Annotated in this window: 21 protein-coding genes; 4 read left to right on the top strand and 17 right to left on the bottom strand. The window is 70.0% G+C overall.

Going from position 1 to position 23,566, the window contains the following annotated elements; genetic code table 11:
• Positions 1 to 61 precede the first annotated feature (61 nt).
• The 3 genes from MRB47_RS17170 to cphA (MRB47_RS17160) all read right to left on the bottom strand — a co-directional run bounded on the left by MRB47_RS17170 (position 62) and on the right by cphA (MRB47_RS17160) (position 5,416).
• A complete protein-coding gene (locus tag MRB47_RS17170; protein WP_012655644.1) occupies positions 62 to 568 on the bottom strand; it encodes a CreA family protein in 507 nt (168 codons plus the stop codon).
• A complete protein-coding gene (gene cphA / locus MRB47_RS17165; RefSeq protein WP_252101289.1) occupies positions 565 to 3,150 on the bottom strand; it encodes a cyanophycin synthetase in 2,586 nt (861 codons plus the stop codon). Before cphA (MRB47_RS17165) ends, MRB47_RS17170 begins: the two co-directional genes overlap by 4 nt.
• 94 nt (positions 3,151 to 3,244) lie before the next feature.
• Positions 3,245 to 5,416, bottom strand: a complete 2,172-nt coding sequence (gene cphA, locus MRB47_RS17160) for a cyanophycin synthetase (protein ID WP_252101288.1) — start codon at positions 5,414 to 5,416, stop codon at positions 3,245 to 3,247.
• A 251-nt stretch (positions 5,417 to 5,667) separates the two neighbouring features.
• Between cphA (MRB47_RS17160) and MRB47_RS17155 the strand changes: the two genes are divergently transcribed.
• The 3 genes from MRB47_RS17155 to MRB47_RS17145 all read left to right on the top strand — a co-directional run bounded on the left by MRB47_RS17155 (position 5,668) and on the right by MRB47_RS17145 (position 9,139).
• Positions 5,668 to 7,980: an ABC transporter ATP-binding protein gene (locus MRB47_RS17155; RefSeq protein ID WP_252101287.1), complete on the top strand. Its 2,313-nt coding sequence runs from the start codon at positions 5,668 to 5,670 to the stop codon at positions 7,978 to 7,980.
• Between the two features lie 16 nt (positions 7,981 to 7,996).
• Positions 7,997 to 8,503, top strand: a complete 507-nt coding sequence (locus MRB47_RS17150; protein ID WP_123674986.1) for a DUF1854 domain-containing protein — start codon at positions 7,997 to 7,999, stop codon at positions 8,501 to 8,503.
• A 195-nt stretch (positions 8,504 to 8,698) separates the two neighbouring features.
• Positions 8,699 to 9,139 (top strand): hypothetical protein, encoded by a 441-nt coding sequence (locus MRB47_RS17145; protein ID WP_012655649.1) that lies wholly within the window; start codon positions 8,699 to 8,701, stop codon positions 9,137 to 9,139.
• Positions 9,140 to 9,239: 100 nt separating this feature from the next.
• Here the strand turns inward: MRB47_RS17145 and MRB47_RS17140 are convergent, their stop codons facing one another.
• The 4 genes from MRB47_RS17140 to MRB47_RS17125 all read right to left on the bottom strand — a co-directional run bounded on the left by MRB47_RS17140 (position 9,240) and on the right by MRB47_RS17125 (position 12,909).
• Positions 9,240 to 9,617: an EF-hand domain-containing protein gene (locus MRB47_RS17140; RefSeq protein WP_252101286.1), complete on the bottom strand. Its 378-nt coding sequence runs from the start codon at positions 9,615 to 9,617 to the stop codon at positions 9,240 to 9,242.
• A gap of 31 nt (positions 9,618 to 9,648) precedes the next feature.
• On the bottom strand, positions 9,649 to 10,590 hold the full coding sequence (locus MRB47_RS17135; protein WP_011804114.1) for a 5'-nucleotidase: 942 nt from the start codon (positions 10,588 to 10,590) through the stop codon (positions 9,649 to 9,651).
• Positions 10,587 to 11,816, bottom strand: a complete 1,230-nt coding sequence (gene gspF, locus MRB47_RS17130; RefSeq protein WP_252101285.1) for a type II secretion system inner membrane protein GspF — start codon at positions 11,814 to 11,816, stop codon at positions 10,587 to 10,589. Before gspF ends, MRB47_RS17135 begins: the two co-directional genes overlap by 4 nt.
• 61 nt (positions 11,817 to 11,877) lie before the next feature.
• Positions 11,878 to 12,909, bottom strand: a complete 1,032-nt coding sequence (locus tag MRB47_RS17125) for an LLM class flavin-dependent oxidoreductase (RefSeq protein WP_252101284.1) — start codon at positions 12,907 to 12,909, stop codon at positions 11,878 to 11,880.
• A 196-nt stretch (positions 12,910 to 13,105) separates the two neighbouring features.
• On the opposite strand from MRB47_RS17125, the gene MRB47_RS17120 reads away from it, so the two are divergent.
• Positions 13,106 to 13,642, top strand: a complete 537-nt coding sequence (locus MRB47_RS17120) for a CZB domain-containing protein (RefSeq protein ID WP_252101283.1) — start codon at positions 13,106 to 13,108, stop codon at positions 13,640 to 13,642.
• Positions 13,643 to 13,759: 117 nt separating this feature from the next.
• Here MRB47_RS17120 and MRB47_RS17115 read toward each other — a convergent pair whose 3' ends face one another.
• From MRB47_RS17115 to gspG, 10 genes are all read right to left on the bottom strand, one after another.
• Entirely contained in the window at positions 13,760 to 15,148 is a 1,389-nt protein-coding gene (locus tag MRB47_RS17115) for a GspE/PulE family protein (RefSeq protein WP_252101282.1), read from the bottom strand.
• Between the two features lie 11 nt (positions 15,149 to 15,159).
• Positions 15,160 to 17,502 (bottom strand): type II secretion system secretin GspD, encoded by a 2,343-nt coding sequence (gene gspD, locus MRB47_RS17110; RefSeq protein ID WP_252101281.1) that lies wholly within the window; start codon positions 17,500 to 17,502, stop codon positions 15,160 to 15,162.
• A gap of 4 nt (positions 17,503 to 17,506) precedes the next feature.
• Positions 17,507 to 18,319 (bottom strand): type II secretion system protein N, encoded by an 813-nt coding sequence (gene gspN, locus MRB47_RS17105; RefSeq protein ID WP_012655654.1) that lies wholly within the window; start codon positions 18,317 to 18,319, stop codon positions 17,507 to 17,509.
• 16 nt (positions 18,320 to 18,335) lie between these two features.
• A complete protein-coding gene (gene gspM, locus MRB47_RS17100) occupies positions 18,336 to 18,881 on the bottom strand; it encodes a type II secretion system protein GspM (RefSeq protein WP_252101280.1) in 546 nt (181 codons plus the stop codon).
• Complete coding sequence (gspL, locus tag MRB47_RS17095; RefSeq protein ID WP_252101279.1) at positions 18,878 to 20,107, bottom strand: type II secretion system protein GspL; 1,230 nt, start codon at positions 20,105 to 20,107, stop codon at positions 18,878 to 18,880. The genes gspM and gspL overlap by 4 nt, the downstream gene beginning before the upstream one ends.
• A 59-nt stretch (positions 20,108 to 20,166) precedes the next feature.
• Positions 20,167 to 21,312, bottom strand: a complete 1,146-nt coding sequence (gene gspK / locus MRB47_RS17090) for a type II secretion system minor pseudopilin GspK (protein ID WP_411275710.1) — start codon at positions 21,310 to 21,312, stop codon at positions 20,167 to 20,169.
• The gene (locus tag MRB47_RS17085; RefSeq protein ID WP_012655658.1) at positions 21,309 to 21,986 is read right to left on the bottom strand and encodes a type II secretion system protein J; all 678 of its coding nucleotides are present in this window, start codon (positions 21,984 to 21,986) and stop codon (positions 21,309 to 21,311) included. The genes gspK and MRB47_RS17085 overlap by 4 nt, the downstream gene beginning before the upstream one ends.
• Positions 21,987 to 22,137: 151 nt before the next feature.
• On the bottom strand, positions 22,138 to 22,536 hold the full coding sequence (gene gspI, locus MRB47_RS17080; protein WP_252101277.1) for a type II secretion system minor pseudopilin GspI: 399 nt from the start codon (positions 22,534 to 22,536) through the stop codon (positions 22,138 to 22,140).
• Positions 22,533 to 23,078, bottom strand: a complete 546-nt coding sequence (locus tag MRB47_RS17075) for a Tfp pilus assembly protein FimT/FimU (RefSeq protein WP_196995986.1) — start codon at positions 23,076 to 23,078, stop codon at positions 22,533 to 22,535. The genes gspI and MRB47_RS17075 overlap by 4 nt, the downstream gene beginning before the upstream one ends.
• 33 nt (positions 23,079 to 23,111) lie before the next feature.
• Positions 23,112 to 23,564 carry a type II secretion system major pseudopilin GspG gene (gspG, locus tag MRB47_RS17070; protein ID WP_187148606.1) on the bottom strand — a complete coding sequence of 151 codons (453 nt, stop codon included), beginning with the start codon at positions 23,562 to 23,564 and terminating at the stop codon, positions 23,112 to 23,114.
• Positions 23,565 to 23,566: the final 2 nt, after the last annotated feature.

Raw genomic sequence — 23,566 nt, 5'->3', positions numbered from 1 at the left:
TTATTGATAGCTGGTAGCGCTTGCCCATCAAGCGCTTCAGCCTGTTTTGGCTTGAAACCTGTCAGCGCAGCGGGATCGGCGTGGCCCGGTCCACGGGCACGGCCGTCACGCTGTTTTGCGGCGAGCCGTCGATGAGCTTTTCGGAGTAGGTCAGGTACACCAGCGTATTGCGCTTGGCGTCCACCATGCGCACCACGCGCAGGCGCTTGAACAGAATGGACATGCGTTCGCTGAACACCTCCTGCTGCGCCTTGAGCGGCTGCACGAAGGTGATGGGCCCGACCTGGCGGCAGGCGATGGAGGCCTCGGCGCGGTCCTCGGCCAGGCCCAGCGTGCCTTTGATGCCGCCGGTGCGCGCACGCGACACATAGCAGGTCACGCCCTGCACGGCTGGGTCGTCATAGGCCTCCACGATGATGTCGTGGTCGCGGCCGATCCACTGGAAGGCGGTGTCCACGGTGCCGATCTTCTCGGCCTGGGCCGCGGCCGGCCCGGCAGCCAAGCCCAGGGCGCACGCCAGCAGGGCCAGGCTTGCCATGCCCGCGCGCAGGCCGCCGCGCGCATTCATGGCGCAACCGCCGAGGCTTCGCTGCAGCGCTGCGCCAGGTGGGCCAGGGCTTCCTCCACCTGGTCCACCAGCACCAGGCACAGGTCGCCCGGTTGCAGGCGCTCCAGCGCATGGTCGATGGCGAGGAACTCGCCGTGGATCTCGGTCACGTAGCGCGTGCGCGGCGCGCCCTGCAGGCCCTGGCGCAGCAGCGCCAGCACCTCGCCGTCGGCACGGCCGCGCTGGCAGGCATCCTGGTACAGCACCACGTCGTCAAAGGCCTGGCCCAGGATCTGGGTCTGCTCGACGATGTCCTGGTCGCGCCGGTCGCCCGCGCCGCTGATCACCACGCTGCGTTGCTGGGCCGGCATGGCCTGCACGGCCTGCACCAGCGCGCGCATGGCGTCGGGGTTATGGCCATAGTCGGCGATCACGGTGGCGCCGCGGTAGTCCATCACGTTGAAGCGGCCGGGCGCGTTGTCGCTGTCGTTCATGAAGCCGGCCAGGCCGCGGCGAATGGTCTGCCAGGGCAGACCCACGCCCCAGGCCGCGCCGATCGCGGCCATGACGTTTTCGACCTGGAAGCCGATCGTGCCTCCGCGGGTGATCGGGATTTCGCGCAGGGGGATGGTCTCGCGCCACGAGCCCTCGGCCGCCACGATGGAGTCCCCATCCACGTAGACCACTCGGTTGCCTTGGGCGCGGTGCGTGGCCATGACGGGGTGGTGGCGGTCGGCGGCGAAGAAGATCACCTTGCCCGGGCATACGCTGGCCATGGCGGCCACGTGCGGGTCGGCGGCGTTGAGCACGCCGTAGCCGTCGGCGGCCACGTTCTGCACGATCACGCGCTTGAGCACCGCCACGTCTTCCACGGTGGTGATGAAGTTCAGCCCCAGGTGGTCGCCCGCGCCGACGTTGGTGACCACGGCCACCTGGCAGCGGTCAAAGCCCAGGCCTTCGCGCAGGATGCCGCCGCGCGCGCATTCGAGCACGGCCGCATCCACCTCGGGGTGGAACAGCACGTTGCGCGCGCTCTTGGGGCCCGAGCAGTCGCCGCTGTCGATCTGGCGGCCGTTCACGTACACGCCGTCGGTGTTGGTCATGCCCACGCGCAGGCCGTGCGCGGCGAACAGCTGGCCGATCAGGCGCGTGGTGGTGGTCTTGCCGTTGGTGCCGGTCACGGCCACCAGTGGGATGCGCCCGTCCTGGCCGGGCGCGAACAGCTCGTCCACCATCGGCACGCCCACGTTGCGCGGCTTGCCGAACGACGGGGCCAGGTGCATGCGCAGGCCGGGCGCGGCATTCACCTCGACGATGCCGCCGTTTTGCTCTTCCAGGGGTTTGAGCATGGTTTCGCAGACCACGTCCACGCCGCAGATGTGCAGGCCGATGGTCTGCGCGGCCTCGATGGCACGCGCGGCGATCTCGGGGTGCACGTCGTCGGTCACATCGGTGGCACTGCCGCCGGTGGACAGGTTGGCGTTGTTGCGCAGCACCACGCGCTGGCCCTGCACGGGCACGGAGTCGGGCGTGAGACCCTCGGAGGCGATGCGCGCGATGGCGATGTCGTCCAGGCGCACCTTGGTCAGCGCCGTGCCGTGGCCCGAGCCGCGGCGCGGGTCCTGGTTGACGATGTCCACCAGCTCGCGAATGGTGTGCTGGCCGTCGCCCAGCACCTGGGGCGGCTCGCGGCGCGCGGCGGCCACGAGCTGGTGGCCCACCACCAGCAGGCGGAAGTCGTGGCCGGGCAGGAAGCGTTCGACCATGATCTCGTCGCCGAATTCGCGGGCGGTCTTGTAGGCGGCCTCCAGCCCCTCGCGGGTGGTGATGTTGACCACCACGCCCTTGCCCTGGTTGCCGTCCTGGGGCTTCACGACCACGGGCAGGCCCACTTCCTGGGCCACCACCCAGGCGTCCTCTACGTCGGCCACCGGGCGCCCCAGCGGCACGGGCACGCCGGCGGCGTGCAGCAGGCGCTTGGTCAGGTCCTTGTCCTGGGCGATGGATTCGGCCACGGCGCTGGTAGTGTCCAGCTCGGCGGCCTGGATGCGGCGCGCCTTGGAGCCCCAGCCCAGCTGTACCAGCGAGCCGCTGGTCAGGCGCCTGAACGGGATGCCGCGCGCCACGGCGGCGTCGACGATGGAGCCGGTGGACGGGCCGATGCGCTCGTCCTCGTCCAGCTCGCGCAGCTCGGCGACCACGGCGTCGGCGTCGAAGGGGGTATCGGCCAGCGCGGACTGCAGCAGGGCGCCGGCGTGCTCCATGGCCAGTCGACCCACGGCCTCCTCGGTGTACTCCACCACCACCTGGTAGGTGCCTTCTTCCAGCGTGGCGTGGGTGCGGCTGAAGGTCACGGGGCAGCCGGCCTGGGCCTGCAGCGACAGGGCGGCCACTTCGAGCACGTGGGCCAGCGACAGGCGCTGGTCGGCGCCGTGGGGCTGCAGGGCGCCGATCTTGGGAAAGCGCGCGCGCAGGCGGTCTTCAAAACCCGCGATGTCTGCGTAGCCACACTCTTGTGGCTCGCAGTGCACAACGGCTTCGATGGCGGTGTTGCGGCTCCAGAGGTTGGGGCCGCGCAGGGCGCGGATGCGGGTGATCTGCATGGTGTTTTCTTTCAGCCCGATTTTTCAGTCAAATTGGCCTGTAGCGCTTGTGGGGTGAGCGGTAGCAGCTATGCTTTTGAAAGCAATTGCGGCGTCACGCGGCATAGTCGAAGGTCTTGATGCCCGCAGCGATCAGGTCCGGCCCGATGTCCATGGACCAGGCCGCGGCAATCGCGGCCAGCATCGCGGCCGTGTCGGGGCGGTGGCCGCCGGGCAGGCTCAGGGCGTCCAGCGTGCCCAGCACGCGTTCGCTGGCGCCCGTGGCCAGCACCACCTGCTCGCCGCGCACGAACACGGCGCGGCCTTCGCCCTCGGCCCGATGCGCGGCGATGAAGGGGTTGTCTGGCGACAGGGAATACAGAAGGACCTCGCCATCACACAGGCGCGCCAGGTCGGCCACCTGCTCGATGTCGGCATTGAGCACGCCTGCGCCCTCGTCCAGCACCACGTCGATCTGGGTGCGCAGCACGCGCGTCATCTGGGCCTGCTCCAGCACGTCATGGTCGGCCAGGCTCTCGAAACCGTCCATGTCGGTCACCACGCCGACCAGGCAGCGGTCGTAGGCCAGGCCTTCCTCCAGGATGGAGCGGGCAGTGGTCTGGATCACGGCGGCCTGTGCCAGTCGGTTGGTCAGCAGGCGGTGCGCGCCGGCCCAGTGGGCGGTGGCGCTCTTTTGTGTGCGGCGGTTGTTGAGGAACATGCCCTCGCTGCTGGCCACGCCCGTGAGCTTGCCCGACAGCTGCAGCAGCCAGCCCACGAAGCGCGCGGTGAACGCGTTGTGGCGCGTGCCCGCAATGCCCACAATGGGGATGCGGCCCGCGCCCGTGCCTTCGTCGGTGACCGGGAACAGGTGTTCCACGATGGCCTGGCCCACGGGGCGGGGCGCACCGCTGGTGGGCTTGAGGTGCATCAGCAGGCCGGGGCCGGCGTTCACCTCGAGGATGGCGCCGCCCTGTTCCTTCATGGGCTTGGAGACATCCTGCAGGATCATGTCCATGCCGGCGATGTCCAGGCCCACGATTTTCGCGGCCAACTGGGCGTAGTAGGCCACGTCGGGGTGCACGTCGTCGGTGCAGTCGATGGCCATGTTGCCGTTGCGCTGCAGCAAGATGGCCTGGCCCGACGGCACCACGGTGTCGGGCGTCACGCCTTGGCGCTTGAGCTCCAGTTGCACGGCGCCTTTTTCCACGTCGATCCAGTCCAGCGGGTACTCCTGCTCGGGGCCGCGGCGCGGGTCTTCGTTGAGCACGGCCACCAGCTCGCGCAGCGTGGACTGGCCATTGCCGTGCACGCTGACCGTCTCGCCCTTGGTGGCGGCGACCACCTTGCCGCCGACCACCAGCAGGCGGTGCTCCACGCCGTCGATGAACTTCTCGACGATGACATCCGAGCCCTCGGGCTCGGCCAGCGCGAAGGCGGCCTTGATATCGGCCTCGCGCGAAAGCTCCAGCGTCACGCCGCGCGCGTGGTTGCCGTCCGAGGGCTTCACCGTGACGGGGAAGCCGATCTCCTGCGCCACTTCCCAGGCCTCATCGGCGTTGCGGACGATCTGGCCCTCCGGCACGGGCACGCCGCAGGAGGCGAGCAGCCGCTTGGTGAAATCCTTGTCCTGGGCGATGCCCTCGGCGATGGCGCTGGTCTGGTCGCTCTCGGCGGTCCAGATGCGGCGCTGTGCGGCGCCGTAGCCCAGTTGCACCAGGTTGCCGTCGTTCAGGCGGATGTGCGGAATGCGCCGGGCGCTGGCGGCGTCCACGATGCAGCCGGTGCTGGGGCCCAGGTAGCGGTCGTTGATGGCGGTCTTGATGGCGTGGATGGCGGCCTTGAGGTCGAATGCCTCGTCATTGATGGCCGCCATCAGCAGGCGGTGGCCATGCTCCAGCGCCACGCGGGCCACGGCCTCTTCGGGGCAGCGGAACACCATGCGGTACACGCCGCGCCGGGAGATCTCGCGCGTCTGGCCGAACTCGGCCGGCATGCCCGAGAGGTTGAGCAGCTCGATGACCACGTGCTCCAGCACGTGCCCCATCCAGGTGCCTTCCTTCAGGCGCAGCAGGAAGCCGCCGCGCTCACCCACGCCGCAGTGGTGCTCCACCAGATCCGGCAGCCAGGTGGTCAGGCGCTCGTTGAGGCCGGGAATCTTGTTGGAGGGATAGTCTTCCAGCTCCCCCAGGTCCAGCCAGACTTCGAGGACCGGGCGGTAGGTCCAGACACTGGGGCCGCGCAGATAGGTGGTGCGCAGGAGTTGGATATCGTTGAATTTGGCCATGAAGTGCAGCGTGGAAGATTCGGATATCTGCCGGGTTGCGGCGGATGTGGCGATGCCCATGGGCAGAGATTGTGCGCCGATACTGGCGCAGCTCAGCACTGGCGGGTGTCAGCCGCGGGCTGATGATGTGCGTTACGAGGGGATACTGCGGCGGCGCAAGGGCCTGGGGCCCGGTGGCCGACAATGCCCCCCATGGGCGCGGACTGGCCCGCCAACGCCCCGTCCGTGCGGGGGTGGACATACAAAACCAAATGCAACATCACCATTCTGTGGACGCCTCGGGTGTCTTGTCTGGCCCCTGGGGGGCCGAGATGCGGGCACTGCTCGCTCTTGACGAAAACGTGCAGGCCGCCTTCGAGGTTGACCTGACGCCCGACCTGCGCTTTGCCCCCGGCCTGCTGGTGCTGACCGAGCGGCGCCTGCTGGCGCGCGCCGGTGACGCGCCGGCGCAGGAATGGCCGCTGGCGCCCGGCATGGCGCTGCGGCTGCTGGACCATGGCGGCGTGGGCACGGTGGAGCTGCACGATGCCGACCGGCGCCTGGCGCTGTGGCGCTTCACGTTGGGGCGCCATCCCCAGGCGCTGCACCTGCAGCAGCGGCTGGACGCCCAGGTGCAGCGCCTGGACAGCCTGCAAGGCGCCATCGCGCCCGAAGCGCAAGACGTGCCGCGCTGCGCCGTGTGCGGCACGCCGCTGCCGCCCGACAGCGACGAGTGCACGGCCTGCGCGCGCCAGCAGGCGCCGCAGACCTCCACCTGGGTGCTGTTGCGCCTGTGGCGTTTCGCACGGCCTTACAAAAAGCAGCTGGCCGCGGGCTTCGCGCTCACGCTGGCCTCCACCGCCGCCTCGCTGGTGCCGCCGTACATGACCATCCCGCTCATGGACGACATCCTCATTCCCTACCAGAGCGGCCAGCAGATCCCCACCGGCATGGTGCTGCTGTACCTGGGGGGGCTGCTGCTGGCGGCGCTGCTGGCCTGGGCGCTGGGGTGGGCGCGCACTTACATCCTGGCCCTGGTGTCCGAGCGTATCGGCGCCGACCTGCGCACCACCACCTACGAACACCTGATGCGCCTGTCGCTCGACTACTTCGGCAGCAAGCGCACGGGAGACCTGATGGCACGCATCGGCTCCGAAACCGACCGCATCAACGTCTTTCTGTCGCTCAACGCGCTGGATTTCGCCACCGACGTGCTGATGATCGTGATGACGGCGGCGATCCTGTTCTCCATCAACCCGTGGCTGGCGCTGGTCACGCTGGTGCCGCTGCCCTTCATCGCCTGGCTGATCCACACCGTGCGCGACAAGCTGCGCACCGGCTTCGAGAAGATCGACCGCGTGTGGTCCGAAGTGACCAACGTGCTGGCCGACACCATCCCCGGCATCCGCGTGGTGAAGGCCTTCGCCCAGGAAAAGCGCGAGGCGGACCGCTTCCGTGCCGCCAACCAGCACAACCTGGAGGTGAACGACAAGCTCAACAAGACCTGGAGCCTGTTCTCGCCCACCGTCTCGCTGATGACGGAGGTGGGGCTGCTGGTGGTCTGGGGCTTCGGCATCTGGCTGGTGGCGCGCAACCAGATCACCGTGGGCGTGCTGGCGGCCTTCATCGCCTACATCGGGCGCTTCTACATACGGCTGGATTCGATGAGCCGCATCGTTTCCGTCACGCAAAAGGCGGCAGCCGGCGCCAAGCGCATCTTCGACATCCTGGACCATGTGAGCAACGTGCCCGACCCCATCAACCCGGTGAAGGTGGACCGCGTGCAGGGCGCCATCGAGATGCGCGACGTGGGCTTTCGCTACGGCAGCCGCACGGTCATCAAAAACCTGTCGCTCACTATCCGCCCCGGCGAGATGATCGGCCTGGTGGGCCACAGCGGCTCTGGCAAGAGCACCCTGGTCAACCTCATCAGCCGCTTCTACGACGTGAGCGACGGCGCCATCCTGGTGGACGATGTGGACATCCGCCGCATGGCGGTGGCGGACTTCCGCCGCCACATCGGCCTGGTGCTGCAGGAGCCTTTCCTGTTCTTCGGCACCATCGCCGAGAACATCGCCTACGGCAAGCCCGACGCCACGCGCGAGGAGATCGTCGCCGCCGCGCGCGCCGCGCATGCGCACGAATTCATCCTGCGCCTGCCGCATGGCTACGACAGCCTGGTGGGCGAGCGCGGCCAGGGCCTGTCGGGCGGCGAGCGCCAGCGCATCTCCATTGCGCGCGCGCTGCTCATCGACCCGCGCATCCTGATCCTGGACGAGGCGACCTCCGCCGTGGACACCGAAACCGAAAAGGAAATCCAGAAGGCGCTGGACAACCTGGTGCAGGGCCGCACCACCATCGCCATCGCCCACCGCCTGTCTACGCTGCGCAAGGCCGACCGTCTGGTGGTCATGGACCGGGGCGAGGTCGTCGAAGTGGGGCCGCACGACGAACTGATGGAGAAGCAGGGTGCCTACTGGCGCCTGTACGAGGCGCAGGCGCGCCGTGCCGAGGAAGACGCCCAGGCCGCGGGCGTGCGCATCGAAGTGCGCGAGCACTCCGCTCACCCCGCGGGCAACACCTGAGCGAGAAAGACACGCGATGACCCTTCACACATCCCTCTCCACCGCTTCGGCACTCGCGGCAGGCTGGGACCTGCACCGTAATCCCCATGGCCGGCTGGTGCTGCGCGCGGCCGACGGCACCGCGCATGTGGGCGTGACGCCCGTGCGCGCCTTCCCCATTGCCGCTCCCGGCGAAGGCCTGTCGCTGGTCGGGCCGGACGGCCATGAATTGGCCTGGGTGCCCCGCCTGGAACAACTGGCGCCTGCCGTGCGTGCGCTGGTCGAGGAGGAACTGGCTGCGCGTGAGTTTGTGCCCACCATCACGCGCATCCGCTCCGTGTCGAGCTTTTCCACCCCCAGTACCTGGGAGGTGGACACCGACCGCGGAGCTACGCAGTTGGTGCTCAAGGGCGAGGAAGACATCCGCCGGCTGGAGGGGCGCACCAAGCTGCTCATCGCCGCCAGCGACGGGCTGCAGTTCCATGTGCCGGATGTCACGGCGCTGGACCGTGCATCGCGCAAGTTGCTGGAGCGTTTTTTATAGCGTCTGGCGCTTGCCTGGCGCGGCCTGTGCCCGTTTGTCCCTGTCATAGCCCACGTCAATCAGACATGGTGGTCGCATGAATTTGTGACAAAAGGCTAATAAGGCCTCAATTTCCCCTTTTGTTTGCCGTAATAAATGTACGACGAGGTGGTAGTTGCGACTGCCGCCGGCCGCATTCACGAGGGGACCCATGCCATGCAACTGCCACCTGTAGACCGATCGCCCGCCCAGTGGCGCACCACGGGCGCTGACTTGTATTCCACGGGCGCCTCGGGGGCCGTGGCGGTGCGGCCCGTGAACGCTGCCAATCCTGTCGAGTCCACGGACCGCCTGGGCGAAGGGGCTAGCCTGCGCGAGCCCACCAAGCCCTCGGCGCCCGACGAAAACAACCGCGACTGGACCCTGGCCGAGGCCAAGAAGGAAGCGCCGAAGGAGCCTGAGGAGCCGCCCAAGGAGCCCATCTACAAGCAACTGCTGGAATTCATCCAGTCGATGTGGCGTGCCAGCGGCAGTGCGGTGGAGCTGGCGCAAGACATCAACAAGAACACCCTCCAAGAGCGACTGGCCCAGCAGGTGCAGGACCGTCAGTCGCTCACGTACTCCGATCCCAAGGTCAAGCGCACGGGCGGTTTGTGAGTTTTGCTGCGGCGTTTGCTATCATATAAGTAGCTGTTAGCGCTTATTGGTAAAGCGCTGGAGGCCAATTAGACTGGTATTTTTGAGTCCGCCGGCGCTCTCAGCGCGCCGCCGCGCGGGCGCGGTCCCGCTCGGCGCGGTACTTGATGGCGAAGGCGCGCACCTCGTCCAGCGTCACGTAGTTGTCGCGGTTGGTGTCCGCATCATCGAACGCCGCAGCCACCTTGGGCACGATGGCCACTTCAGCACGGCTGAGCTTGCCGTCGCCGTTGAAATCCAGCATCTCGAACTGGCGGATCGCCTTGATCTCGCCCTTGGTCAGGGGCGCACTGGCGCTGTGCCGGGGCGCGGTGGCATGGGCCACGCCCTGCGCCTGAGCGGCCAGCGGAGCCGCCAGCGCGCAGGCCATGAGCCACGCGCAGGCTGCCGGGGCCGTCAGCAGGCGTGTAAAGGGGCGGAGGGAGCGTGAAGGCAACATTCAGGAGTAGAGCCGGCGCGCCGCCACAGGTTCAACGCCGCGGGGGGCGGGCTGTATCACCCTGTAGCGCCGCCGCCGTGTTGGCGATGCCGCTGCTGACATGCCCCGCCGGAACATGGCGTGCGGCGGACGCCACGTGGCCCGTCTGGTCATCGAAGAAGAAGTCGGGCTCGAACTCGCGCAAGAAGGGGCCTTTTTCCAGCCCGCCGAGGAACATGGCCTCGTCCACGGTGATGCCCCAGTCGAGCAGCGTGCGGATTGCGCGCTCGTGCGCCGGCGCGCTGCGCGCGGTGACCAGCGCGGTGCGGATGCGCATCTGCGAGGCGTCCGCCTGCTGCTGCAGCCGGTGCAGCGCGGCCAGCAGCGGCTTGAACGGCCCTTCGGCCAGCGGCGTGGCGGCATGGGACACCTCGTGCTGCAGGAAGGCCGGCAGGCCGCCTTGCTGGTACACGCGCTCGGCCTCGTCGGAGAACAGCACCGCGTCGCCGTCGAAGGCGATGCGCACTTCGCGCGGATAGCGGTCGCCCGCGGGCGTGGAGTCGATCATCACCCGCGCGGCGGGAAAGCCGATGGACAGCGCCTCGCGCACATCCGTCTCGTTGGCTGAAAGGAACAGGTGCGCGCCCAACGGCCGCAGATAGGAGAACGGGTTGCGCCCGCGCGTGAACACGCCGCGCTCGATGCGCATGCCCGCCGCCTTGGCCGAGGCGAACACGCGCATGCCGCTGGCGGGATCGTTGCGCGACAACATGACCACCTCGACGCGCGCGGCATCGGGCGTGTTGAACGCCAGCAGCTTTCTCACCAGAGGGAAGGCAATGCCGGGGCGCGCGGGCTCATGCACCAGCTCCAGCTGGCGGCGCATGTAGGCTTGCTCGTCGCCGGCCTCGAACAGGCGGTTCTCTTCCTCGAAGTCGAACAGTGCGCGCGACGAGATCGCGACGACGAGCTTGTCCTGCAGGGTGGCACTCATTTGACGAACTGGTTGAGCTGGATGATCGGCATGAGCACCGCCAGCACGATCAGCATCACGATGCCGCCCATGGCCACGATGAGCAGCGGCTCCAGCACCGTGGCCAGTTGCATGGCGCGGCGCTGCACCTCGGTGCCCAATTGCGTGGCGGCGCGCTGCAGCATGGTGGGCAACTGGCCCGTCTGTTCGCCCAGCCGTGCGAACATGGCCACCAGGCCGGGGAACCGCTTTTTCTGTGCCAGGGCCGAGGCCAGCGGCGCGCCCTCGCGCACCAGCACCAGGGCGTCGAGTGCGTCCGCGCGCAGGGCGCGGTTGTTCAGCGTCTCGGCTGCGGCCTGCAGCGCCTTGAGAATGGGCACGCCCGCGCCTGCCAGCATGGCCAATGTGCCGGCGAAACGCGCCGCGTTGTAGCCGCGCGCCAGCTTGCCGACGAGCGGCAGGCGCAACCAGGCGGCGTCGAACTTCTCGCGCAGCCGCGGCTGGGCCAGCGCGGCGCGGGCGCCGAACGCCAGCAGGACCAGCCCGCCCAGCAACGCCCAGCCGTAGTTGCGCACCACGTCGCTCAAGGCCAGCATGGCCACCGTGAGGAAGGGCAGGGCGCGCTTGGTGCCCGCGAACACGCTGGCTACCTGCGGTACCACGTAGCCCACCAGGAACAGCACGATGACGATGGCGATCACGGTGACGATGGCCGGGTACAGCGCAGCGCCGATGAGCTTGGCGCGCAAGGCCTGGCGCTGCTCCAGATCGTCCGCCAGGCTGTCCAGCACTTCGGCCAGGCCGCCGCTGGACTCGCCCGCGCCGATCACGGCGCAGTAGATGTCGGAGAACTCGCGCGGGTGCTGCGCCAGCGCACGTGCGAAGGTGGAGCCGGCGTTGACCTCGGCGCGCAGCGTGGCCAGCAGGTGGCGCTGGCGCTCATCGTCCGCCTCTTCGGCGAGCGCGGTCAGCGCACGCTCCAGCGGCAGGCCCGAGCCCACCAGCCCGGCGAGCTGCCGCGTCCACACGCCCAGCCCCGTGGCGTTGAACACCGGCCGCGTGAACAGCCGCTGCGCCAGCGTGGGGGGTGTTCCGGGAGCGGCGCCAGCGGCCAGCGCCTCCACATCCAAGGGCACCAGGGCCTGGGCGCGCAGCAGGCTGCGGGCGGCCTTGGGGCTGTCGGCCTCCAGGGTGCCGCGGCGCACATGGCCTTGGGCGTCCAGGGCTTCAAAGGAATAGGCGGGCATGCGGGAAAGTCAGCGGCGGTGGGCGAGCAGGGGCAAACTGGGCGGGCCGCAGTCGACCCGTTCAGCCTGCCATGGTAGCCGCTGCGGGTGACAGTGCCGCGTGCGCCTGGGCGGTGATGTCCAGCGAGCGCAGGCGCAGCGCCGGGTCGTACACGTCGCTCACCAGCATGAATTCGTCGGCCTGCGTGGCGGCCAGCAGCGCCTGCAGGCCCTCGCGCACGGTCTGCGGGCCACCGACCACGCCGACCGCGAGGAAGTCGGCCACGGCGGCGCGCTCCTGCGGCGCGAGGCTCTGCAGATAACCTTCTACGGGCGGCTGCAGCAGTCCGCGCTGGCCGGTGAGAATGCCCAGCACGCGCTGGTAGGTGCTGCTGGCCAGGTACTGCGCCTCGTCATCGGTGGGTGCGGCGATCACGGGCACGCCGATCACCACGTAGGGCTTGGCGCAGGCTGGCGAGGGGCGGAACAGCCGGCGGTAGATGTCGATGGCCGCGTGCAGCATGCGCGGCGCAAAGTGCGAGGCGAAGGCGTAGGGCAGGCCCATCTGCGCCGCCAGCTGCGCCGAGAACAGGCTGGAGCCCAGCAGCCAGAGGGGCACCTGCGTGCCGGCGCCCGGCACGGCGATGATGCGCTGGCCCGGCTGCGCGGGCGCCAAGAGCTGCTGCAGCTCGGCCACGTCGCGGGGGAAGTCGGCCTCGGTCTCCACGCGGTCGCGGCGCAGGGCGCGCATGGTGGCGCCGTCGGTGCCGGGTGCGCGGCCCAGCCCCAGGTCGATACGGCCGGGGTAGAGCTCGGCCAGCGTGCCGAAGGCCTCGGCCACCACCAGCGGCGCATGGTTGGGCAGCATGATGCCGCCCGAGCCCACGCGGATGGACCGCGTGGCCCCGGCCACGTGGCCCACCAGCACGGCCGTGGCAGAGCTGGCGATGCCCGGCATGTTGTGGTGCTCGGCCAGCCAGTAGCGCTTGAAGCCCAGCGCCTCCACATGCTGCGCCGTCTGCACGGCGATCTGCAGTGCCTGGGCCACGGTGCCGCCCTCGCGCACGGGCACGAGATCAAGCATGGAAAGTAAAGGCAGGGAATGTGTGGTCATGGCACCGATTGTGGGCAGCGGGTGAAATCCGTGCTGCGCCGCGGGTATGGTGGTGCAGTGGTCCCCGAATGATGCATAGCGTTTTGCTATTGATATACTGAATTTGTTTTAAATCAACACACGAAACATATTGTCACTTTTGGCGTCCTGTGCGACGCTGCCAGGAAGTGATGCACGGGGCGTGCGGGGGGTGTCTATGGGGTTCTTCAGCCGTTTGTTTCAGCCGCGTGCCGACGGCCTGGCCGCGCCTGAGGACTGGACTTCGCTGCCTGCGAGCGAGGCCAGCGCGCTGGTGCTGTACGACGAAGAGGCTTCGCGGCTCCTGGCGGCGTTCGACATCGAGGCTGCCATCGTCATGCACGAGCGCTGGCTGCCCTGGCTGGCCCAAGCGCTGGCGGGCGCGCGCGACGAACAGCTGCGCCCCGAAACGGTGGTGGACGACACCTGTTCCGAACTGGGCCGCTGGCTGCACGGCAGCGGGCGCGTGGCGCTGGGGCACTTTCCTGCTTTCGACATGCTGATGCGCCGCCACCAGTATTTTCACCACCAGGCGGCCGTGCTGTTGACGCATCTGGCTGAGGGCGATCAATTGCGGGCCGAGCAGGCGTTCAAGAGCTGCCAGCATGCGTCGCGCCAGGTGGTGCTGCTGCTCAAGGAGCTGCAGCGCGGGCTGGGCCACGGGAAGCGCCCCCCCAGCCGATGGCCGCAGGTGAACGCTGAAATGCGCTATTGATATAGGAGCTACTAGCGCTTGTCTGTAATGGTTTTCAATGCAATTTGTATTGAAAACCCAGTCTTGGCAAGCGCGCCGCGCTCCTGTTTTTGAAAGGCGCCGCTGCGGCCTGTCCGCTCAGTCGCGCGTCACACGCAGCACTTCTTCGCGGCTGGTGATGCCGGCGTGGATCAGCCGCTCGCCATCGTCGCGCATCAGCGTCATGCCGCCAGCCAGGGCCTGGGTGCGCACCTCGGCCTCCGGGGCCTGGTTGTGGATCTGTGCGCGGATGGCGTCGTCCACCACCAGCAGTTCGAACACGCCGGTGCGCCCCGCGTAGCCGGTATGGCCGCAGTGCTCGCAGCCTGCGCCGTGGCACTCGCCGCAATATTTGCGCACCAGGCGCTGCGCCAGCACCCCCAGCAGCGACGAGGACAGCAGGAACGGCTCCACTCCCATGTCGGTCAGGCGCGTGATGGCGCTGGCCGCGTCGTTGGTGTGCAGCGTGGCGAGCACCAGGTGGCCGGTGAGCGAGGCCTGGATGGCGATCTGCGCGGTCTCGAAGTCGCGGATCTCGCCGATCATGATCACGTCGGGGTCCTGGCGCAGGATGGCGCGCAGGGCCTTGGCAAACGTCAGGTCGATCTTCGCATTGACCTGCGTCTGGCCCACCCCGGGCAGCTCGTACTCGATGGGGTCTTCCACCGTCATGATGTTGCTGCGCGCGGCGTCCAGCCGCGCCAGCGCCGCGTACAGCGTGGTGGTCTTGCCCGAGCCCGTGGGGCCGGTCACGAGGATGATGCCGTGCGGCTGCTGGATCAGGTGCGCGAGCCGCGCCAGCACCTCGCCCTGCATGCCCACGGCCTCCAGGTTCAGCTTGCTCTCGCTCTTGTCCAAGAGGCGCAGCACGGCGCGCTCGCCATGGGCGTTGGGCAGCGTGGATACGCGCACGTCGACGGCGCGGGTGCCCAGGCGCAGGCTGATGCGTCCGTCCTGCGGCAGGCGCTTTTCGGAGATGTCCAGGTCCGCCATGATCTTCAGGCGGCTGATCAGCGCGGCGTGCAGCGCGCGGTTGGGCTGCACCACCTCGCGCAGCGTGCCGTCCACGCGAAAGCGCACGCTGGAGTGGCGTTCGTAGGGCTCGATGTGGATGTCGCTCGCGCCGTCGCGCACGGCCTGCGTGAGCAGGGCGTTGAGCATGCGGATGATGGGCGCGTCGCCCGCGGACTCCAGCAGGTCTTCCACCGCGGGCAGCTCCTGCATCATGCGCGAGAGGTCGGCGCCTTCCTCCACCTCGCTCACCACCGTGGCCGCGCTGGATTCGCTTTGCGAATACGCCGCGCTGATGCGCTGCGCCAGCGTGGGTGCGTCCAGCGGCATGAACTGGTGCACGGCATGCTTGCGCAGCACTTCGGACAGCGCGCCGGCGTCCGGCTGCGGGCCGTGCCACAGCATGAGCTGCTGGCCGTCGTCTTCCAGCAGCAGCTGGCTGCTGCGCGCAAATGCGTAGGGCAGGGGGTGGCGCATGCGGCGTGCCCTTACTGCGGGCTGTAGGGCGACTGGCCCATGCTGGGCGGCATGGCGGTGCGCGCGGGCGGCTGGGGTGCGAGCGGCGCCAGCGGCGCAGGTGCGGCCGCGGGCTGCACGGGCGCGGCGGACGAGGCGGGGGTGGGCAGGGGCGGCAGCACCGGCGCCTCGGACACACCGCTCATCATCGTGCTGGGCGCGGGCTGCGTGCTTTGCTGCAGCGCGCGAATGGCCTCGTAGCGGTCCACCATCAGTGCGTCGCTGGTGGCGCTGTCGCGGATCACCATGGGGCGCAGGAAGACCATCAGGTTGGTCTTCTGGCGCGTGCGCTTTTCATTGCGGAACAGCCCGCCCACCACGGGCAGGTCGCCCATCACGGGCACCTTGTCCTGGCCCAGCGCATAGCTGTCTTCCAGCAGGCCGCCGATCACGATCACGCTGCCGTCGTCCACCAGTACCGTAGACTCGATGGAGCGCTTGCTCGTGGAGGGGCCGTTGGCATTGGACAGCGTGCTCTCCGCGACCTTGGAGACCTCCTGGTACATCGTGAGCTTGACGGTGCCGTTCTCGTTGATCTGTGGGCGCACGCGCAGCATCAGGCCCACGTCCTTGCGCTCCACGGTGGTGAACGGGTTGACCGCGCCGCCGCTGCCGCCGGTGTTGGCGTAGGAGCCCGTCACGAACGGCACGTTGTTGCCGATGATGATCTGCGCCTCCTCGTTGTCCAGCGTGAGCAGGTTGGGGGTGGACAGCACGTTGGCATCGCCCGTGTTCTCCAGGAAGTTGGCCAGCGCCCCCAGGTAGTACTTGCCGTTGATGCGCGGCGCGACGGCCAGGTTCATGCCGGCGGCCGGCTTGGCACTGGCGATGGAGGTCACGTTGCCGGTGGCCGCCGCCAGCGCCAGATCCAGGATGTTGCGCCCGGCCACGCTGGAGTTGTTGCCCAGCACGCCCAGCGTGCTGCCGTAATTGCCCAGCACGCCCTGCCACTGGATGCCGAACTCGGCCACCTTGCTGGCGCTCACCTCCACGATCAGGCTCTCGATCAGCACCTGCGCGCGGCGGCCGTCCAGCTTGTCGATCACGGCGCGGATCTGGCGGTACAGCGGCTCCGGCGCGCTGATGATGAGCGAGTTGGTCGTCGGGTCGGCCTGGATGATGCCGCCGGTGGACGGCTGGTTGGCATCGCTGCTGCCGCTGCTGCCCTGGCCCGTTCCCAGGCCCGAACTGCCCAGGCCGCCGGCATTGCCACTGGCATTGGTGCTGTTGCCCAGGCCGCTGGTCTGGCCCAGGCCCGATGCGCCGGTCCGCGTGAGGCCCCCCGACAGGTTGCCGGTTCCCGTGCCGCCGCCGCTGGTGCCGCTGCCCCCCGCGCTGCCCAGCGCTGCGCGCAGGGTGGTGGCCAGCTTCACGGCGTCGGCGTTCTTCAGGTACACCACGTGGATGTTGCCGCTGGCAGCGGAGCTGCCCGGCGCGGCTGGTTGGTCCAGCTTGGCCACCAGTGAGCGCACCAGCGCCACGCGCGCCGGGTTGGCCGCGCGCACGATCAGCGCATTGCTGCGCGGCTCGGCCAGCAGCGTGGTCTTGAACGAATTGTCGGTCTGCCCCTGGGCCACGCCCTGCGCAGTGCCTGTGGCAGTGGCGCTGCCGCCCTCGATCAGGCGCGACACCAGCGGCGCCAGGTCGGTGGCGATGGCGTGCTGCAGCGGGATCACCTCCACGTCGCTGGCGTTGGAGACGTCCATGGCCGCCACGATGCGCGCCAGGCGCTGCAGGTTGTCGGCGTAGTCGGTGATCACCAGCGAGTTGTTGCCGGGGTTCACGTTGATGGTGTTGTTGGGGCTGATCAGCGGGCGCAGCACCGGCACCAGGTTGGCCGCGTTCTCGAAGTTGAGCTTGAAGATCTGCGTGACGACCTGCCCGCCCGCGGGCGTGCCGCCCGCGCCGCCCTGGGACACGCTCACGTTGCCGGTCTGCAGCTTGGCATCGGCCTCGGGCACGACCTTGTACAGGCCCGCCGACTCGACCACCGTGAAGCCCTGCAGCCGCAGCGCGGCCAGGAACTGCTGGAAGGCCGCGTTGGGCTGCACCGCGTTCTCGGTCACCAGCGTGATCTGGCCCTTCACGCGCGGGTCCACCACCACGTTCTTGCCGGTGATGGTGGCCATGGTGCGCGCCACGGCCTCGATGTCGGCGTTGGCAAAGTTCAGCGTCACCGGCTCGCTGGGCCGCACACTGCCGGCGCGCTGCCCGGAGGTTTGTGCATGAATTTGGCTGCTAACGCCCGTCAATAAAGCGCTAGCAGCTATCAAATGAAGAGTGAACCGCAGGGAATGGCGGGGCAAGTTGGTCATAGGGTCAACCCACGGTGATGATGGAGCGCGCGCCACTGCGCCGCCCGATGATATTCAGAAGATTCGCCAGGGCCGCCTCCCGCCCGGGCGCGGCGCTGGCCTCGCCCGTGAAGCGCAGGCGTTTGCCCACCCACTGGCCGTTGCCCGACAGCAGCAGCGCGCCCTCCAGGGTGGACAGCTGCAGCGTGGGCGCGCCGCCGCCCTGCACCTGCAGCCGGTAGCTGCCCATGGGCCGCAGCGTGGACAGGCGCGAGGACAGGCCCAGCGCATCCAGCTGCACCTGGCCCTGCATCTGCAGACGCCCTGCGGCCCATTGCAGCGCGAACGCCTGGGTGCGCAGCTGCAGGCGGCCCTGCGGCTGCACGGTGTTCCAGGGGGTGCCCAGGCCCGCGAGCGCCGCAGCCGGCCACTGGCTCTGGCCATCGGCCACCTGGGCGCGCACGGCACCCAGGCCCATCGCCACCCGCACCTGCAGCGGCGCGGTGGCGGGAATGCAGCAGTCGGCCGTCAGGCGGGCGCTGAGCCCGTTCCACGCGGGGCGCAGCTGCCACTGCAGCCGGCCGGGCAGGGCGGCCTGGTCCTGGCTGTCGGCGCCACCGGTCAGTACCAGGCGGGCCGAGCCGTTCCAGACGGTGCCGCGTGCCTGCTGCAGCTGCAGTTGCCCGCCGCTGGCCTGCTGCACGCCTGTGGCCAGCCAGCGCGCCGGGGCCCACAGCACCAGCGCGGGCAGCGCGCCCAGGCACACGCCGGCCACGGCCCAGCGCCAGGGCGCGCGCGGCAGTGTCAGCGAAGGGGTCGGGCGCAGGGAGCGTGGCACGGGCAGGGGGCGTGGACTATTGCGGGGGCAGCGCCAGCACCAGCGTGCCGTCCCAGCGGACGGCGGCCGCGGCGGCGTTGGCGGGCGCGGCGCTTTGCACCAGGCGGGCTTCCAGCGGCACGGCGCGCGCGGTGCTGCGCGCCTGGTCCAGCCACTGGGCAAGGGCCTCGGCGGGGGCGCCCTTGAGGGTGACGGTGGCGCGGTCGCCCGCGACGTTCATCTGCGCGGCTGCGCCCAATTGCTGCGCCAGCGTGGTCTGCAGCGTGCGCAGGGCCTCGCCGCCGGGTGGGCGGGGCGCGTCCTTGAGCTGCAGCGCTTCGGCCTGCAAGGCCTGCATGCGCTGCAGTTGCGCGTCCACGGCTGCGTGGCGTGCGCCCGAGCCGCGCAACTGCTGCAGTGCGGGCGCCAGCAGCACCCACCACAGCAGGGCCAGCCCCACCACGGCCGCGGCGGCCAGCACCAGGGACTGTTCACGCGGCGCCATGCGGCCCCAGTGGGCGCGCAGCGCGGCCAGCGCAGGGGGAACCGGCGCGGGCGAGGTCGAAGCGGGGCGGGTGTTCATGGGCGGTCCTCGGCGCGCACCAGCAGGGCGCCATCGTGCGGCTGTGCGCTCAGGCTTTCCGCGGCCAGGCGCTGGTTCATGGCGGTGAGTTCCTCGGGTGCCAGCTCCAGGCCGCGCAGGCGCAGCTCGCCATTGGCATATTCGATCTGCGTGGGCACGCGCGGCGGGGGCAGTGCGGCACCTGCGGCGGCCATGAGCGGCTCCAGGTCGCGCCGCGACACGCTGCCGGCGGCCTGGCGCAGCTGCGCCAGTTCGCGCTCCATCTGCACCGGTGCATCCACGACGACCTTGACGTGCGGGAAGGTCTGGGTCAGCGCGTTGCGCACGCCGGCTTGTTTGGCCGCCAGCGTCTGGCGGTCCTGCCACGCCCAGAGATTGAGCCCCACGACCTGCACCACCACGGCCACGGCCAGTGCCCAGCGCGCGGCCCGCCATTGGGGTGCGCGCGCAAAGGCGCTGGCGCCGCTGCCCAGCTTGCGCAGCGCGCGCGTGTGGCCGGTGCTGGCCAGGTCGAACTGCGCCAGGTCCCATTCGCCACGCGCGGCCACCAGCGCGCGCTGGCTGGCGGTGTGCAGCTGCACCGGGCGGTTCAGCAGCCGCTCGGCCAGGGCGGCCACGGCGGGTTCGGCGCGCACGGCGGGCGGCGCATCATCGGCGGGGCGCGCCGCCAGCGCGGCGGCCGCGGCCAGCGGCAGCACGGCCACGGCCTGTTGCGGCCCGTGGCCGGTCAGTACCAGCTGGGCGTCCTCGGGAGTGCCGAGCACGTCGCATTCCTCTTGCCCGCTGGCGGTGGGGCCGGGAGCGAACTCGGGCACCACGCGGTCCACCGGCCGCCCCGCGGCTTCCAGCGCCTGCAGGGCGCCGCGCAGCCAGGCGCGGTCGCACACGGCCACCCAGGCAGGGCTGCCCGGCTGGGCGCCGGGCTGCAGCGCGAAGTGCAGTTGCGCGGGGTCGTCGAGCAGGTGTTCTTCGAGCAGTCCTTCCAGGACCGCGCGCAGCCGGCCGGCCTGGGCCGTCGCACCCTGCGGCAGCGTTACCTGCTGCCATGACAGCGCGCGCGCAGGCACCACGGCCACGATCTCGCCGGCGCGGCCCGGGTCGGGCAGCAAGGCGGCTGTGGTGCTGGCGTGGCGGGTGGCGGTGTGGCCGTCGGCCGTGAGCGTGTAGCTGTATTCGGCGGCGGGCCCCGGCGTTCCCAGGGGCAGGGTTAGGACAAGGGTGCTCATGAATGGGTTAACAGACCATTTTAGGGGCGTGATGTGACGCTTTGTGCCAAGGCGGCCGGTCACCGCGCGCCAGCGGCCGCAGTGCCGGGAGCCGTCGGGCGCACGAGGCCGCCACGTTCGCGCCACAGCGTGCGCACGTCCCCGCGCTGTTTGTAGACCAGCGAGCGCTCTTCGACCACGGCCATGTCCAGGCGCAGTCGCCCGCGCACTTCGAAGTAGCTGGACGACACCGTATGCACCGTGGCCGAGATGCGGCTGGAGTTGCCCAGCAGCTTGGCGGCGTCGGCCTCGCTGCGGAAGTGGTTGGAGTCGCGTGCCTGCACCAGGCGCTGCGCCTCGGCCATGTCCAGCCCGTCGGCGCTGGCCCACAGCACCACCGCGCTGGCGGTGTTGAGGTTGACCTTGGTGCGCACGGGCAGCAGCGTGACGTAAGGCGCGAGCGCATCCACGCTGCGCTGCGGCAGGCCCCACCACCCAAGTTGCGCCACGCTTTGCGGCAGCAGCGGCGCGGCGCTCGCGGAGTCACTGTCCTTGGCCTCGGCGCGCAGCATCTGCCGCGCCAGCATGTCCAGCTGTGCGCGCGGCAGCCCGAGGTATTCGAAGAGCCGCTGGAATTGCCGCAGCGCCGTGGCGTCCACCTGCCCCTCGTTGGCCAGGTTGCGCAGGTTCAGCAGGGCCTGCAGGTCGGTGATCTGGCCCGACAGGAAGGCGTTGGTGGTGTCGGTGCTCGCGTCTTCCACCTGGGCCACGTTGCGGTCGGCCGCGAGGAACGTGGACAGGCGCGCTTCTTCCAGCGGCACCGACCAGGGTTCGGAGAGGTTGTCGGTGCCGTCGCCGCTGCGGGCAATGGAGTCTTCGCGCAGGATCAGGCGGGACCAGTCCAGCGCGCCGATCAGGATCCACGCCGACTGGATACGTGCGCGCTCGGCGGTTTCGACTTCGATGGCGCGCCACTGCTGCCACATGGCCGCGGCCGCGAACGTGGCGACCAGCGTCACGGTGAGCATGGCGGCCAGTAGTGCGGCGCCGGCTTGATGAGAAACACCCCGAGGGGCTTTGCGTCCACCCGCCGCTCCCGTTACGCGGGCGGGGCGGCGCCACCAGTGCGTCGGGGCCCTGGCACGGCGGCCCTCGCCCGGTGCGCGCCAGTCGCGTGTGTCGGAGGCGGCGGGCAGGGCGGCGGATAGCGGGCAGGAATCGGTCACGACTTGCCTCCACCCAGCAGCGGATTGGCCCAGTCCCGCGTGACCACGCCCGAGAGTGCACCACCCGGCGGCAGCGTGAGCTGCAGGCGCACCCCCTCGGGGATGCTGGCGGCGGCGCTGCTCAGCCCGCCGACCGTGCGCGGTGCGCTGGCGCTGGTATCGGTGGACAGCGCATTGGCCCAGGCGCCGCTGCGGTAGTAGTACAGCTGCCAATTGGCCAGCGGCATCAGCACGGTTTCCTGTCGGCGCTCGGCCTCGCCGGGTGTGCGCGCCCACTGGGCTGCGCGCTGCCAGGCGGCATTCCATTCCGCGCGGGTGCGCACCGGGGGGGACTGCCAGCGCAGCCAGCGGGCGGTGCCGTCCACGCTGCGCCGCGCCCAGGCGACGACCAGCGCACCCTCGTCGGGCTGGCGCGTGCCGCGCCGCGTAAGGCGCAGCACCTGGCCGTCCCAGGCGATGGGTTCGGTATGGTCGATGGCCTGCAGGGCATCCAGGTCGGCCGCCCACTGGGCCAGCACGGTCTGCAGCACCAGCAGCTCGTCGGTGCGCTCGCGCGTGAGCTGCTGCGAGCGCGCCATGCCATCCAGCCCGCGCCAGCTGGCGATGGCGAGCAGCGCCATTACCGCGATGGCCACGAGCAGCTCCACTAGCGTGAAGCCGCGCGCTGCTTGCATGGGGGACTCTGCGCAAACCCGGTGCCGCGCTTGATCTGCCGGAAGGCCGCGGCGCAGGCCGCGCGGGCGGACGCCATGGAACTGGCTTTGCCAGGCCACGGGCGTCGTCCCCCCCGGGGGAGTAGGCGCGAAGCGACTCAGGGGGGGCATCTCAATACCGCCCCACGATGGTGGACAGCCGCAGCACGGGCAGCGTGGCCTCGAAGACCTGCGCGTCCACGCGGCGGAACTGTGGATTGGGTGTGGGCGAAACCGTCACCGCCACGTCGTAGCGCCGACCCGCCTGTTCGCAGGCCACGCGCGTGTCGCCGATGGACGGCATCTGCGACGACAGGCGTACCCGGCTCAGCTCGTTCTCGGCGCACAGGTGGGCCAGCACCACGTCGGTCTGGCGCGTGGCGTTGCGCGTGAGGGCGGAGGTGGCCTGCAGCCCTGCCATGAGGGCGATGGCGACGATGCCCAGTGCCACCAGCACCTCCACCAGCGTGAAGCCGCGCGCCGCGCCGCGCCGGCGCCGCGCCCCCTTCCCCCGTCGCGCGCGGTGGCTCATGGCAGCGCCTGCACGGCAAACGGGCGCAGCCCGTCGGTGGCCACGCGCACCGCGCGGTCGGGGTGCGCGCCGCTCACGATCACCACTTGTTGCGGGCCGATGAGGGGTTCCGGCCCCAGCCACAGTTCCGCAGGGCCCTGCACGCCGGTGGCGCTGTCCAGCCAGCGGTTGGGCAATGTGTCGGGCGGCACGCCCTCGAAGCGAAAGCCCTGGGCATCGGCACGCCAGCGCACCGCCGCGCCGGAGGCGCGCGATTGCGCGCGCGCCGACTCCAGCAGCGCTGCCAGCCGCTCGCCTTCGCGCTGCAGTTGGGTGGCGCCGCTGTCGCGCAGTGCCAGGCCCACGCCGGCGGTCGCCAGGGCGATGATGGAAATGACCACCAGCAATTCAAGGATCGTAAAACCCCGCTGGGCGACAGCTGCGCGGCTTTGCCTGTCTCGCCTGCTGCGCAAGGGACGCGGGGAGAAGCCGGCGCGGCGTAGTGGCGCAGCCGGCCGAGGCCCCTGCGCGGCGTCCGCTGGGCTGGGGTGTACCCGTGTCATGCGTGGGATGGCGCCGGCGCCGGGCCCTGCGGCTTACTGCCAGCTGCCGATGTCGGCATCCTTGCCCTCGCCGCCGGACTGGCCATCGGCGCCGAAGGACATCACGTCCACCTCGCCCTTGATGCCGGGGCTCAGGTACTGGTAGGGGCGGCCCCACGGGTCGTTGGGCAGCTTCTCCAGGTAGGGGCGCCAGTTGTTCGGCACCGGGCCGGCGCTGGGCTTGGCGATCAGCGCCTGCAGGCCCTGTTCGGCCGTGGGATAGCGCTGGTTGTCCAGGCGATAGAGCTTGAGCGCCTGCATGATGTTGGTGACGTCGGTGCGCGCGGCCGTGCTGCGCGCGTCGTCGGCGCGGTCCAGCACGTTGGGCACGATCAGCGCGGCCAGCACGCCGATGATGACCAGCACCACCATGAGCTCGATCAGGGTGAAGCCCGCGGACAGGCGGCGGCGGGCGCGTTGCGCGAGGGAGGAAGGGCTGGGCTGCATCT

Origin of the sequence: Diaphorobacter sp. LI3 (assembly GCF_022807955.1) — a bacterium.
GTDB classification, from domain to species: domain Bacteria; phylum Pseudomonadota; class Gammaproteobacteria; order Burkholderiales; family Burkholderiaceae_C; genus Diaphorobacter; species Diaphorobacter nitroreducens.
The sequence above is the reverse complement of the archived record's forward strand: the minus strand, read 5'-3'. Positions and strand labels throughout refer to the sequence as shown.